At 67.1% G+C, this 13,403-nt stretch carries 14 protein-coding genes and 1 pseudogene; 9 read left to right on the top strand and 6 right to left on the bottom strand.

The genetic code is table 11. The annotated features are described in order from the left end of the window. Positions 1-878, top strand: an 878-nt coding sequence (locus VFC51_16550) for an NAD-dependent epimerase/dehydratase family protein (protein HZT08634.1), incomplete at its 5' end; no start/stop codon positions are given. Positions 879-931: 53 nt separating this feature from the next. On the opposite strand, the gene VFC51_16545 is transcribed toward VFC51_16550, so the two are convergent. After that, on the bottom strand, positions 932-1,333 hold the full coding sequence (locus VFC51_16545; GenBank protein HZT08633.1) for a ChaB family protein: 402 nt from the start codon (positions 1,331-1,333) through the stop codon (positions 932-934). Positions 1,334-1,496: 163 nt separating this feature from the next. On the opposite strand from VFC51_16545, the gene VFC51_16540 reads away from it, so the two are divergent. Both VFC51_16540 and VFC51_16535 read left to right on the top strand, forming a co-directional pair. Continuing rightward, on the top strand, positions 1,497-2,021 hold the full coding sequence (locus VFC51_16540) for a hypothetical protein (protein HZT08632.1): 525 nt from the start codon (positions 1,497-1,499) through the stop codon (positions 2,019-2,021). Between the two features lie 131 nt (positions 2,022-2,152). Beyond that, entirely contained in the window at positions 2,153-2,581 is a 429-nt protein-coding gene (locus VFC51_16535) for a hypothetical protein (GenBank protein HZT08631.1), read from the top strand. 40 nt (positions 2,582-2,621) lie between these two features. Here the strand turns inward: VFC51_16535 and VFC51_16530 are convergent, their stop codons facing one another. Genes VFC51_16530 through VFC51_16520 form a run of 3 tightly spaced genes read right to left on the bottom strand, consistent with a single transcriptional unit; the run spans position 2,622 to position 7,373 of the window. Then, the gene (locus tag VFC51_16530) at positions 2,622-3,575 is read right to left on the bottom strand and encodes a 2Fe-2S iron-sulfur cluster-binding protein (GenBank protein HZT08630.1); all 954 of its coding nucleotides are present in this window, start codon (positions 3,573-3,575) and stop codon (positions 2,622-2,624) included. Further along, positions 3,572-5,425, bottom strand: a complete 1,854-nt coding sequence (locus VFC51_16525; GenBank protein HZT08629.1) for an NAD(P)H-dependent oxidoreductase subunit E — start codon at positions 5,423-5,425, stop codon at positions 3,572-3,574. The genes VFC51_16530 and VFC51_16525 overlap by 4 nt, the downstream gene beginning before the upstream one ends. Position 5,426: 1 nt before the next feature. Continuing rightward, a complete protein-coding gene (locus VFC51_16520) occupies positions 5,427-7,373 on the bottom strand; it encodes a molybdopterin-dependent oxidoreductase (protein ID HZT08628.1) in 1,947 nt (648 codons plus the stop codon). Positions 7,374-7,695: 322 nt separating this feature from the next. Here VFC51_16520 and VFC51_16515 point away from each other — a divergent pair, with 322 nt between their 5' ends. Then, positions 7,696-8,100 (top strand): hypothetical protein, encoded by a 405-nt coding sequence (locus tag VFC51_16515; GenBank protein ID HZT08627.1) that lies wholly within the window; start codon positions 7,696-7,698, stop codon positions 8,098-8,100. Between the two features lie 29 nt (positions 8,101-8,129). Here VFC51_16515 and VFC51_16510 read toward each other — a convergent pair whose 3' ends face one another. Next, positions 8,130-9,104 carry an LLM class F420-dependent oxidoreductase gene (locus VFC51_16510; GenBank protein HZT08626.1) on the bottom strand — a complete coding sequence of 325 codons (975 nt, stop codon included), beginning with the start codon at positions 9,102-9,104 and terminating at the stop codon, positions 8,130-8,132. A gap of 102 nt (positions 9,105-9,206) precedes the next feature. Here VFC51_16510 and VFC51_16505 point away from each other — a divergent pair. Beyond that, positions 9,207-9,389 (top strand): annotated as a pseudogene (locus tag VFC51_16505) (FAD-dependent oxidoreductase). 59 nt (positions 9,390-9,448) lie between these two features. Here the strand turns inward: VFC51_16505 and VFC51_16500 are convergent. Continuing rightward, positions 9,449-9,757 carry a hypothetical protein gene (locus tag VFC51_16500; protein ID HZT08625.1) on the bottom strand — a complete coding sequence of 103 codons (309 nt, stop codon included), beginning with the start codon at positions 9,755-9,757 and terminating at the stop codon, positions 9,449-9,451. A gap of 140 nt (positions 9,758-9,897) precedes the next feature. Between VFC51_16500 and VFC51_16495 the strand changes: the two genes are divergently transcribed. The 4 genes from VFC51_16495 to VFC51_16480 form a co-directional block, all read left to right on the top strand. Next, positions 9,898-10,611, top strand: a complete 714-nt coding sequence (locus VFC51_16495) for a hypothetical protein (protein ID HZT08624.1) — start codon at positions 9,898-9,900, stop codon at positions 10,609-10,611. A gap of 39 nt (positions 10,612-10,650) precedes the next feature. Continuing rightward, the gene (locus VFC51_16490; protein HZT08623.1) at positions 10,651-11,325 is read left to right on the top strand and encodes a UdgX family uracil-DNA binding protein; all 675 of its coding nucleotides are present in this window, start codon (positions 10,651-10,653) and stop codon (positions 11,323-11,325) included. A 419-nt stretch (positions 11,326-11,744) separates the two neighbouring features. After that, complete coding sequence (locus VFC51_16485; GenBank protein HZT08622.1) at positions 11,745-12,656, top strand: anti-sigma factor RsbA family regulatory protein; 912 nt, start codon at positions 11,745-11,747, stop codon at positions 12,654-12,656. Positions 12,657-12,775: 119 nt separating this feature from the next. Continuing rightward, a partial coding sequence (locus VFC51_16480; protein ID HZT08621.1) for an NAD-dependent epimerase/dehydratase family protein occupies positions 12,776-13,403 on the top strand: 628 nt, incomplete at its 3' end.

The raw sequence follows: 13,403 nt of genomic DNA, 5'->3' as shown, positions 1-13,403 counted from the left end.
GCCCATTTGACCCCCGCGAGCACGGCTGGATAAAGATGGAATACAGGCAGGGCGATGTCCGGGACGCGGCGGCGCTGCGAGCGGGTTTCGAGGGCGCGGACGTCGTCGTGCACCTCGCCTTCATGATCACTGGCAACGCGCCGGCAAAGACCATCCGCGAGATCAACGTCACGGGCACGCTGAACGCGTTCAGGGCCGCAGGGGATGCCGGGGCGCAGCGGTTCATCTATGCCTCCTCGGTCGCCGCCTATGGTTTTCATGCCGACAACCCGGTGGGAATGCGCGAGGACTGGCCGGTCCGGCCCGCCGACCGGCTCTTCTACGCCCGCGAGAAGGCGGAGCTCGAGGAGATCCTGTGGCGCGAGGCGCGCGCAAATCATGGTCCGGCGCTTTACATGGTCCGTCCGCCGATCGTGCTCGGGCCGCATGCGGCGGGCGCCAAGGAGTTTCTCCCGCGCCCGCTCGAGCGGGCGGGCCGCAGGCTACTGGCCGCCGCCGGCCGTCTTCGCTTACCGGTTCCGGCTCCCAAAGCACCGGTGCAGTTCATCCATCAGGATGATGTCGGCCAGGCGTTGCTTAAGTGCGTGCTCGGTGAGGGGCCGCCGGGGGCCTACAACATCGCCGGCGACGGCGTCCTTTATGGGACTGATCTGGTTCGCGAGCTCGGTTTCACGCCTGTGCCGGTGCCCGCTCAGGTGTTCCACAGGGCCGCCCGCGCCGCCGCCGCCGTGCCCCGGGTTCCTCTGCTGCCTCCAGCCACGGATTGGGTGGAGGCGCTCAGCCACCCCGCGATCATGGATACGACCAAGGCGCGGGTGCAGCTGCGATGGCGGCCGAAGTACAGCGCGCTGGAGGCGCTTCGGGACACGCTGCGGTGAGACCGCGGGTGATCCCTGCCCGACGCCCACGGCGCCGGGCGCCGGGATCCAACCTACTGACGGCCGGCGATCGCCTCGGCCAGCTCTCCCTTGGTCATCCTTGAGCGGCCGCTGATGTCGAGTTTGGCGGCGCGCTCGTAGAGCTTTTGCTTGCTGTGCCCCTCGAAATCGACACCGCCATAAGCCTTGCCTTTGTTCTCGCGGGCGCGGGGGTTCTTGGACCGCGGGTCTGAGGGACCTCTGCGCTTTTTGGGCTCCCAGCGGTCGCCGACCTTTTCGAAGCTGTGCTTGACCGCCGCGTAGGCGACGCGGTGAGCGCGCTCACCCTCACCGTATTGCTCCGCCGCCTGGTCGTGGGCCTTGGCGAAGGTCCGTTGGGCTTTGGCGGGTGAGCGCTTGACGGTGTCCGGAATCTCCGACTTCTTCGCTTTTCCGCCGCGCGTGGTCTTGGGCATGACTCTCAGACCTCCTCAAAAAGGCTCTTTCAGAGCTACCCGTTTTGCCCCGGCAGGGCGCGCCTGAACGAAGTGCGGAGCTGACTGTCCGGCCGCGGACGATGAGGCTCGTTTGTCGGCGGTGACTCGGGGAAAGCCTAGGCGCTAGGCCCTGGGAGGTGGCATGAGAGAACCGAGCTTCCAAATCATGAAACTTGCGAGGGGCAAGCACTCCTCGCCTCGCCACGGCGCGTGCGTGATGGAGCTGGCATCAATGCTCGCGGGGGAGCGTTTCAGCGACCGGCCACGATCGGTCTCGCCCGTAATCGCGGCCTTTCTACGTGGCTACAACGATCTTGTAGACGATCGGCGACGCCAGGACTTGATCCGCTACGCCTCGGAGGCCGTGGGAACGGCCGCCTCTGAGGAAGTCGAGTGCGCCCGCGCCGCGCGGCTGGTGGAATGGGCAGACGAGCGGTGGGGTCAGGGAGCCCGCCCCGGCGTGCTGGGGACCTTCGGGTCGTTCTGGGCGCGACGGCTACCCCCGACCGATCCTGATAGCGCGGGCGTCTACGCGATTCGCTCGATCCACCGAGGCACCGGCCGCGTCCATGGGGAGGTGCTCGCGGTGCTCGAGGAGCTGATCGCGATGGGTGACCGGGAACCTGCCCGGGAGCGCCCGCGCAAGCGGTGTAAAGCCGCCGCCTGAGTCCGGGCGCTCGCAATCACGACGCAGCCCGAGGCGATCGACCAAATCTCGGGGTTCTAGGGTTGATCGCCGTTCGGCGATCGCCTACCGTTGCGACCCAATACAAGTCAACGACTGGGGAGGGGGTTGCTTTGCCCGGATATTTCGAGCGTCGGCGCCTTGCGCGCGCAACGGCCGGATTGCTTGTGGTGGTGGCGTTGCCGCTCGCGTCATGCGGCGGGAGCACGAACAGCGGGGCCGACGGCGTACGCCACACCATGCACGCATTCGTCAACGATCTGATCGACGGGAACTACTCAGGGGCCTGCGGTCTGCTGACAAACGCCGCCAAGGCGGGTATCGGCGGCTCTCAGTGCGCGCAGAAGCTGACGCTGGCGATGTCGCTGTCCGGAAGCCACGTCAAGGACACCATGCGGCGCCAGGCTCGCAAGATCGATCACTGGCCGGTGTCCGTGCACGGAAGCACGGCCACGGTCCACAACACCAACGGGTCCACGACGCATTTCGTCAAGAGCGGGGGACGGTGGCTGATCGGCAGCGGTGGCCTTAGCACCCAGTGACGGGCTGAGACTACGCCTAGCACCCAGTGACCGGCTGAGACTACGCCGGCTTGCGCGAGCCGCGGTCGACGCTCACGTGCTGAAAACCGAAGCGGCCCTTGATGCACAGGTTGCCGCGGGTGATGTCATGGTCGTCCGGCGAGGTCACCTTGACGATCTGGTTGTCCTGCACGTGAAGCGTCAGATTGCACCCCACCCCGCAGTAGGGGCAGATGGTGTCGGTCTCGGTTTGACGCGATTCGTCCCAGGCCGCCGCTTCGCGCAGCTCGTGCTCGGAACGGAACATGAGCGCTCCGGTGGGGCAAACGGCGATGCAGTTGCCGCAGTACACGCAGGCTGAGTCGGGCAGCGGGTTCGCGTACTCGGTCGAGATGCGGGCGTCGAAGCCGCGTCCGGCGACCGTGATCGCGAACGTGTTCTGATACTGCTCGCCGCACGCGTCGACGCACTTGTAACAGAGGATGCACTTCGAGTAATCGCGGACGTACAGATCGTTGTCGACCTTCACGGACGACTGCACGGTGGCGGCCGTTTGGCCGTCCGGGGTCTCGTGGTGCCCGGTGCGCTTGCCGTCGCGGTCCGGGTCGGGGGGCGCGGGGGGCCCGTAGCGCTCGGGGCGGCCGTCGTACCGGCGCAGGTACTCCTGCGCCGCCGGCGTGATCGAGAGGTCGACCGACGAGGCCAGAAACTCGATCACCATTTTTCGGCTGTGACGCACGCGCGGAGAGTCGGTGTGGATCACCATGTCCGGCTCGACCTTGCGCGCGCAGGCGGGGATCAGCGCACGCGCGCCCTCCAGCTCGACCACGCAGATCCGACACGCGTTGGCGGGAGCGAGGGTTTCGCCATAACACAGCGTGGGCGTGTCGATACCCAGCTGGCTGCATGCATCCAGAATCGTGGAGCCTTCAGGCACCTCCACAGGACGACCGTCGATTGTCACGGAGATCATCCGCGCCGGGGGCTCAACGGGGACCATGGGTAGCTCGATCATGTGCCTATTCCTCCATTGAAGACCTTAAGTCGCCCAATCGCCGACTCAATCGCGGAGGACGCGGTCTGCCCGAGCCCGCAGATCGAGGCATCTCGCATTGCCTCACCGATCTCGGCGATCAGCCCGAACTCGTCTTGCACGCTGCCGCGTGTCTGCCCGGAGCGCAGTCTCGCGAGCGCCTCCTCCTGACGCACCGTGCCGACGCGGCACGGGACGCATTGCCCACAGCTCTCATCGCGAAAGAACGCCGCGATCGCGGCCAGCAGCTCTGGCAGGTTCAAGCGCTCGTCGACCACCAAGACCACGCCCGAACCTAGCGTGGTGCCCGCCGCCCGCGCGTCTTCGAAGGTCAGCGGCATCTCGAGCTCGTCGGGTGTGATGAAGCTCCCCGCGGCGCCGCCGAGCAGCACGGCGCGGAGAGTTCGCCCCGCGGTCACGCCGCCTGCCAACTCGAGCAGCTCCCTTACCGTGGTGCCGAACGGCACCTCGTATGTCCCAGGCCGCGCGACCGCGCCGCACAGACAGAACAACTTCGGACCCGTGGAGCGTTCGGTCCCGATGCGCGCAAACGACGCGCCTCCCTCGAGCACGATCGGCAACACGTTGACCAGCGTCTCCACGTTGTTTACGACGGTGGGCTTGCCGAACAGACCACGATCGACCGGGAATGGAGGCTTGTTGCGCGGCTCTCCGCGGTACCCCTCCATCGAGGCGAACAGAGCCGTCTCCTCGCCGCAGATGTATGCGCCCGCGCCCTTGCGCAGCTCGATATCGAAGCTCCCGCCGCGCCCCAGGATGTCGTCACCGAGCAGTCCTCGCACACGCGCCGCCTCGAGCGCCAGCTCCAGGCGGCGCTGTGCCAGGGGATACTCGCCGCGAATGTAGATGTAGCCCCGCTCGCAGCCGGTTGCGTACGCGGCGATCGTCATCGACTCGATCAGCGAGAACGGATCCCCCTCCATGATCACTCGGTCCTTGAACGTGCCGGGCTCGGATTCGTCGGCGTTGCAGATCAGGTAATGCGGCCGGCGCGGTTGGCGCGCGACGGCCTCCCACTTGCGCCCGGTGGGGAACGCGGCGCCGCCTCGCCCCATCAGCTTGGAGTCGACCATCTCTTTGATCACGCCGTCGGGACCCAGCTCGAACGCGCGCCGGAGCGCTGCGTAGCCGCCGTTGGCGCGGTAGTCGTCGAGGCTCTCCGGGTCCGCCACGCCGATCCGCTTCAGGAGCGCGAGTCCAGCCTGCCCGGCCTGCGGAGGGACCGCGGTCGGGGGTTGCGCGGGTGTCTCGCCGTTCATCACAGCGAGCAGTCCATCGGCCGTGACGGAGGTGAGCTGGAGCTCGCGCGGCGACTCTCCGGACTCCACCAGCAGCGCCGCGGGCGCGCGGTCGCACTGGCCCAGGCAGGGACTCTCAAGCCAGGTGACGCCGTCCACCTCCTCGCCCTGCGGACCGATCTCCGCGGCGAGCTTCTCGACAAGCGAGTCAGAGCCGGCGCAGCAGCGGCACACCGCGTCGTTGCAGACGTGCAGGGTGCGCGGAGCACGAGGCTCAAGCGAGAACAGCGCATAGAACGTGGCCACGCCATATACGTCGGCCGGCGGGACGGTGAGCCGACCCGCTATGTAGTTGAGCGCTCCAGGGCTGACCCACCCGACGCGCTCGTGCAGCGCGTGTAATACGGGCAGCAGCTCGTGGCGCTGCCCTCGAGCGGCGTGCCCGCCGTGCGCAGCGTGTCCGTCGTCGCTCCGGTCAACTCCGGCCCACGCCGAGATGGGCGGGCCGAGGAAAGCGTCGACGGCGGCGCGCTCAGCCGTCGTCGGTTCGGCATCGAGCAGGCGGAGGTCCACGCTACGTGTCCGCCCGGCCGCTGGCGACTCCAGCCGTCTGGCGTGCGCCCCCGTTCAGCTTCTCAACGTGCACCGCCGTCGCCTTGAACTCCGCCGTCCCCGACTTGGGGTCTGTGGCGTCGATCGTCAGCAGATTGACGTCGACTTGGTCTGGGAAGTGAAACGTCATGAACGCGAGGCCGGGCCGCAGGTTCGGGTCAAAGCGGACGGGAGCGTTAATGGAGCCGCGCCGAGAGCTCACCTTGACGACTTCGCCGGGCTCCACACCGAGGTTCTCAGCGTCTTCAGGGTGCAGATCGAGGGTCTCGCCGCGACGGAGGGGGGAGCTGTAGAGGCCAGACTGGACCCCGGTGTTGTAGGAGTCAAGCCGCCTGCCCGTGGTCAGCCGAATCGGGAACTCATCGTTCAGCTCGTCGATAGGCGGCACCCAGGTCGTGACGGAGAACGGCGCGGGCCGGCCCTCGAGGGGCTCCGACCAGAGCCGTCCATGCAGGTAAAGGGAGCCCGGGTGATCCTCGCTCGGACAGGGCCACTGGATTCCTCCCAGCTCGTCCAGCCGGTCGTAGCTCATGCCGCCATGCATTGGGCTCAGCGAGCGCAGCTCGTCCCAGGCTTGCTCGAGTGTGGGTTGCCCCCAGTCGTGGCCTAGTCGGCGAGCCAGCTCGGCGATGATCCAGTGGTCGTCGCGGGCTTGGCCCGGCGGGTCCAAAGCCTTACGCATCCGCTGCACTCGCCGCTCGCTGTTGGTAACTGTGCCACCGTCGACCTCGCACCATGAGGCCGTTCCGGGCAAGACGACGTCCGCCATGTCGCAGGTCCGCGTCATGAGGATGTCTTGGGCAATCAAAAAGTCGAGACCTCCAAGCAACTCGATCGCCTTCTTCGAATCCGCCTCCGACTGCGCGGGGTTTTCGCCAAACACGTACAGCGTGCGCAGCTCGCCGCGCTCCATGGCCTCGAACATCTGCGAGAGATGCCAGCCACGCTTGGGCGGAAGCTCGACGCCCCAGGCGGCCTCGAACCGCGCTCGCGCGGCGTGGTCGTTCTGAACGTCCTGAAAGCCGGGCAGCCGGTCTGGGATCGCGCCCATGTCCCCGCCGCCCTGAACGTTGTTTTGACCGCGCAGCGGATTCAGCCCTGATCCATAGCGACCGACATGGCCGGTGAGTAGCCCGAGATTGATGAGCGAGAGAACGTTGTCGACCGCCGTGATGTGCTCGGTGATCCCGAGCGTCCAGCACAGAATCGCTCGGTCAGCGCGCGCGTAAGCGTGCGCAAGCTCGCGGATGGTCTCTGCGGGGACACCGGTCACGCGCTCGCCCTCCTCCAGGGTCCACGGCTCGACCGACTCGCGATACTCGGCGAAGCCCGTCGTCGCACGACCGATAAAGGTTTCGTTGGCGAGCCCGGCATGAATGATCTCGCGGCCGATGGTGTTGGCGAGCGCGATGTCGGTACCGACATCCAGCCCCAGCCACGTGTCGGCCCACTGGGCCGAGCCAGTGCGCCGCGGGTCGATCACGAACAGCCTCGCCCCGCGATGCACGCCCTTCAGCAGATGGTGGAAGAAGATGGGATGCGTTTCACGCGCGTTCGAGCCCCACAGGATCAGCAGATCCGTCTCCTCGACCTCCTTATAAGACGACGTCCCGCCGCCCGCACCGAACACCGTCGCCAGACCGACGACGCTAGGAGCGTGTCAAGTGCGGTTGCACGAGTCGATATTGCTCGACCCCATCACGGAGCGCGCAAACTTCTGAGCGAGGAAGTTCACCTCGTTCGAGGCTTTCGAACAGCTGAACATCCCGAACGATCGAGTGGCGTCCTGCTCTCTCGCGCGCGCAAGCCCCGCTGCCGCGAAATCGAGCGCCTCGTCCCACCCGGCCGGGCGAAGCGAACCGTTCTCGCGGATTAGAGGCTCGGTCAACCTGCCGCGCCGCTTTGGCATCTGATCACCTCCTTTCCTCAAAGTTTACGGCGATAGCTACGACCACCGGACACGGGGTCGCGCTGACGCAATTGTACGAATATGTCCACCCGCGAAGAGGTCGCGTGCAGCGACGCGAGTGAGTGCGCGCAGCGACGCGACTGAGTGCGCGCAGCGACGCGGGTGACTGCGCGCAGCGACGCGAGTGAGTACTCAGCGGCGGGCGGCGCCACGGCGCTCGCCGGGTTGGGAGTCGGCGGCTGGGAGCGATCGGAGCGTTGGGAGTCAGCGGCTGGGAGCGACTGGCGGGTTGGGAGGTTGTCGGCGGGGTAGTGTGCGTGGCATGCCCGACCCCGAACCGACCAGAGACCCCGCGCGCGAGGAAGCCGCACGAGCCGCCGAGGAGAACCTGGGAGCGCAGGAGTCCGACGACGACGTGGTGGCTCGAGAGACCGCTGAGGCCGCAGCCGAGGCCGGGCGGATCGGGGGCCGCACGAGTTCCGAGCCGCCCCCGGTTGAGGATGTGGATGAGGCGCATCGGCCGCTGGCCGAAGCCGGCGAGGGTGAGGCCGAGGGCTTTGAGCAGGCGGAGCAGGAGTTGGTCGAGCACGCCTCCCATGGCGACCAGCACGCCGCACGGCGAGCCCTCGAGGACGCGCCACTCGCCGAGTCGGATGACGCCCGCGCGAGCGAGGCCGGCGAGGCCGACTTTGAACGCTCTAGCGAGCGCGACGACGAGTCCAGCTGACACCGCTGCTGGGTGGGAGCGCTAGTCCGTTAGACCCGCGCGGGCACTTCTTCCCGCACGCGCGGGAGAACATGCTCCGCATAAGCGGCGAAGAAGGCGTCCTGTTCGGGACCGATTTGCTGGATATATAGCTCGTCGAACCCAGCTTCGGCGTACGCGGTGATCGCCTTGATGTGGCGATCGGGGTCGGGGCCGCAGGGAACCTCTTCCGCGACCATCTCCGAAGTCACCAACTCGGTCGCCTGCTCGAAATGTCTTGTCGTCGGGAGGACCTGCGCCAGCTCGCCCGGAAGTGCTTCGTTTGGCCACAGGCTGTAGGCGATCCGCTTGGCGCGCTCCTGGTCGTCGTCAAAGCACGCCTTCATTCCACCCTGCACGGGCTTCTGGCCGCCGCCGTTGGTGCGGAAACGCTCCACGGCTTCTGCGTCGGGTTGGACCGTGCAAAAGCCGTCTCCGATGCGTGCCGCGAGGTCGATCGACTTGGAGCCGAACCCCGAGACGAAGACCGGCGGGGGCAGCTCGGGCAGGTCATAGATGCGCGCATTATCGACGCGGTAATGGCGGCCGCGGTGGTCCTGAAAGCCGCCTCGCCACAGAGTGCGCATCACCTCCACGGACTCCTCAAGCATCTCCAGGCGCTCGTCGGCGCTGGGCCAGCGGTCACCGAAGATGTGCTCGTTGAGAGCCTCGCCGCTCCCTACGCCCAGCGCAAAGTTTCCGTCGAGCAAGACGGCCGAGGTGGCCGCCGCCTGGGCGATTACGGCAGGATGAATCCTCAGAGTCGGACAGGTGACCGCTGTCGTCACCATGACGCCGGGAACGGCGCGCGCGATCGCCCCGATGACCGACCACACAAACGGGCTGTGCCCCTGCTCGTCGTTCCACGGGTGGAAGTGGTCCGAGATCCACAGTCCCTCGAATCCGGCGTCCTGCGACTTGACGGCGAGTTCGACCAGCTCCCGAGGGCCCCATTCCTCGCTTGAAAGGAAGTAGCCGATCTTCACCCGCCATTTACTGCCCGGAGCGCTTACCCGCTAATCGAACGATGTCCGACCACCGCCGGCTCACGGCGGTACGGAGTCGGAGGGCGGGGGTAGGGTGCGCTCATGGCGACGCAGGCCTTTGACGTAGTCGTAATCGGCGCGGGACCTGCGGGTGAAACCGTGGTATCGCGGACGGCCGACGCCTGGATGAGGACGGGTATCGTCGAACGCGAGCTGATCGGGGGCGAGTGTGCCTACTGGGCGTGTATTCCCTCGAAGACTCTCTTGCGCCCCGTAGAGGTCGTCAATGAGTTTCCGACCTACACCGAGGCGTATCTGAACGCGCTCGAGGCGCTTCCCTCGGGCTAGCTGGAATCGGCGTCCGAGGAATCGGCCTCGGCCTGGGTTTCGTCCCCGCCCTCGTCCTCGGCCGAGTTCGCGCGCTCGGCCGTGCGCGAGGCGTTCTCCTTGTTGTCGGGGGGAATCGCGCCGGGGACGCCGCCGTCGGCTTGCTTGCGCTGCCAGTCGCTGCGCGCCTGGTCGATCTCGGAGCCGAGCTCGTCGCTGCGTCGCTTCAGGCGGTCGGCTTCGCGCGCCAGCCGGTCGCCCGCCTGGTCAACCGCCCGGCCCTCCTTGATCTGCTTGCGTGTGGATCGCTCGCGTTCAGGGGCCATGGTCACAGCCTAGCCGCCTCGCGGCCGGCGCTGCCGTGTGTCGCGCATCGGTCCCCCGGGTAGCGGTTTTACGCGCTCGCCAATTGTCAAACGGGGACCGCGCTACGAGTCAGAACCGCTGCGAGTTGGAGGTGGACGACATGGTCGAACAGCTGATACGGGCCGCCGAGGCGCCAATCTCACTCTCGATCGGCGTGGCGCGGAAGAGCGTGGAATTGACGGGCCGCTTGGCAGGCTGGGCACTGACCGAGATCGTGGGCGTGCTCTCGCCCGATCGGCAAAACGGGTCATTCGCCTCGACGGACACCCCGCCCGCGCCGACTTCCTCGTGGGAGCCGGGCGCGGAGGAGTCGGCTGCCGTGACGGAGGAGGAGGCAGAGGTGGCCGGAGACCCCGCGGAGGAGGAGACGCTGCCGGTCGACGCCCTCACTGACGAGGAACCGTCACTGCCCAGCGACGCCGTCACGGAGGACGAGGAACCGACACTGCCCAGCGACGCCGTCACGGAGGACGAGGAACCGACATTGCCCAGGGCCGCCGTCACGGAGGAGGAACCGGTCGTCGGCGGGGAGAACGGTGCGATTGCCGATGACGAGCCGGGCACCGAGACCTCTGTACGTGCGCGCGACCCACACTCAGCCCTCAACAACCCGGTCGCCGAGGCAGACCTGACCGAATGGCCGGACCCTTACGACCATCGCGAAGACCCGCGGGATCCCGGCGAGGAAATGGTGTTCGGGGGCGAGGGCGGCCATACCCAGACGGGCGCGACCAGCACCAGCGAGCCTCACCCCTCCCAAGATCCCGAGGTCGAGGCCTGGGAGGGTCCGAAGCGCGACAAGATCGACCAGTAGACGTTCACTGCGCGCCTGGTCGACAACACGGGGTGAGGCGTGAGCAACACAAGCGGCTCAAACGGCAGCGCCACAACGGATAGACCGCCCGCCCCCGTCCCCTCCCGCCCGAGCCTCAAGAGCATGAGCGAGGCGGTCCAAGAATGTCGCGCTTGCGACCTTTGGGAAGGCGGGACGCAGGCCGTCATGGGCGAGGGCAGGCGCCAGTCCGAGCTCGTCCTTGTCGGCGAGCAGCCCGGTGACCGCGAGGACCTGCAGGGGCATCCATTCGTGGGGCCTGCCGGTCGTGTGCTGGATCGGGGACTCGAGCAGTCCGGGATCCCGCGCAACGAGGTCTTCATCACGAACGCGGTGAAGCACTTCCGCTACAAGCTGCGCGGGAAGCGGCGCATTCATCAGAAGCCAGACCGCTGGCAAGTGCAGGCGTGCATGCCGTGGCTCGAAGCCGAGCTGGCGGTGGTGAAGCCTCGGGCGCTGGTGTGTCTGGGGGCGACGGCCGGCCAGGCCTTGATCGGTCCCAGCGTTCGGGTCGGCCGCGACCGCGGTCGCCCGCTCGAGTCGGGGCTGGCTGAGCTGGTCACGATCACCGTCCATCCTTCGTCGATCCTCAGAGCCCGGGACGATCGCGAGCGAGAGACGGCGTTCGATGAGTTCGTCGCAGACTTGCATAAGGTGGCGAGCTGGCTTGGCTTTGCGCAGAACGGACGGGATTAGCTCTACGTTTGAAGCGAATTAGACGCACGTCCAGGCGGTTTGCTGGACAGGGCGTGGGGTAGCCACCGCCCGTGTACGAGAGCGTCCTCTCCGTGCCTCAGCCGCAGGAGCCCGTGACACCGGCGGTCCCGGACGCGCCCGTCACTCCGGCTGTGCCCGACCCGGGGACGCCCGGACAGCCCGAAGAGCCGGCACGCGTACCGACGCCCGAGGAGCCCGTCACCCCAGCGGTGCCCGAGCCAGGCCCCGAGGAGCCCAACCCCGGGCAGGATCCGGCACCGAGCGAGTCGATCCGCTCTGCTCCCAGGCCTCGTTCGCAGGAGAAGTCAAGGCCGGAAAGGGAGCCCGGCGAAGCGTCGTTTGCCGTAGCGCCATCCAGGGGAGCCTGACACCGGACAGGGCGTAAGGAAGGGAGAGAGATGTCGCCCTTGGGCAATAGCACTCACCAGGCGCTCTTTTATCGAGCCGACGGGGAGTACTTGAAGGGGCTCAGGCGTTTTCTTAGACCCGCCCTCGGGTCCGGAGATCCGATCGCTATCTCGGTACCCGAGCACAAGCTTGGACTCGTCCGTGAACAGCTGCTCGATGGCTCGGACAAGGAGCTGCTCGATATGTCCGAGGTGGGCCGCAACCCCGGGCGGATTCTCTCGATGATCGAGCGACTACGGCAGGAGCGCCCGGGACGGATGCTGCACTACGTCGGAGAGCCCATCTGGCCCGGAAGGACGGAAGAAGAGATTCGTGAGGCCGTCCGCCACGAAGCTCTGCTCAACGTCATGCTGGAGGCCACTCCGATGCGCGTTCTGTGCCCCTACGACGCCGGTGCACTTGACGACTCCGTGCTGGAAAGCGCGAAGCGGACACATCCCGAGATCGTCGAGAACGGAGCGCCGCGCTCGAGTGGCTGTTACAGCGAAGCGATACCGCCCGAATGCGAGATACCGCTGACCACTCCACCCGAGGACGCTTCCAGCTATGTGATCAAACAAGAAACGATGAGTAACTTGCGCGCGGCGGTCCGAGACCACGGTCACGACGCCGGATTCGGCGGGGACTTCGTCGAGGATCTTCAGCTCGTGGCCAACGAGCTGGTTACGAACGCGCTTCGCCATGGGGTTGCCCTGCGGCAGCTGACCGTCTGGGGGACATCCGAGGAGATGATCTGTCAGGTTGAAAACGAGGGCGCGATTTCGGATCCGCTTGCCGGACGCCGCAATCCGCACCCGCGCGCGGAGCACGGGATGGGGTTGTGGATCGTCCACCAGCTATCGGATCTGGTCGAGATGCGCGACGGCACGCGCACCACGGTCCGGGCTCACCTGGCCGCCTAAGGCCTCAAGCCCGTCCTGCTCTATCTAGGAAGAGGGCTGGCGCCCGCCGCGACGCCGTCCCGAGCCCCCGAACGTGAATTGCGTGGCTTGAGCGCCTCGCGAGCGGGTATCCCGCCCTCATGCGAGTAGTTGTCGTCGGCGCCACCGGGAATGTCGGGACGAGCCTGCTCGAGTCGCTGCGGTCAGAGACCGAGGTCGAAGAGATCGTCGCCTTGGCGCGGCGCGTGCCGACCTCGCAGTTTCCGCGGACGACCTTTGTCAGCGCCGACATCGCGCACACTGACCTCGTGCCCCTGTTTCGCGGGGCGGACGCTGTGGTCCACCTGGCGTGGCTGATCCAGCCCGGCCGCGACGAGTCGATCACGGGCGCCGTGAACGTGGACGGCAGCCGGCGACTGTTCAAAGCGGTGGTTGACGCGGGTGTGCCGCTATTGGTCTACGCCTCGTCGGTCGGCGCATACTCCCCCGGTCCCAAGGACCGCTTCGTCAATGAATCTTGGCCGACCGAGGGGATCGCCAGCTCCTTCTACTCGCGACACAAGGCCACCCTCGAGCGCGACCTCGATCTCCTTGAGCGTGAGCGACCGGAACTGCGTGTGATTCGCATGCGTCCCGGGTTGATCTTCAAGGCGCAGGCGGCGACCGAGATCCGGCGGTTGTTCGCGGGGCCTTTTCTCCCCGGTTCGATCGTCACGCCGAAGGCCATCCCGGCGGTCCCGGACACTCCGGGACTCCGTTTCCAGGCGG

This window comes from Chloroflexota bacterium, from assembly GCA_035652535.1.
Taxonomy (GTDB): Bacteria; Chloroflexota; UBA6077; order UBA6077; family SHYK01; genus DASRDP01.
The sequence above is the reverse complement of the archived record's forward strand: the minus strand, read 5'-3'. Positions and strand labels throughout refer to the sequence as shown.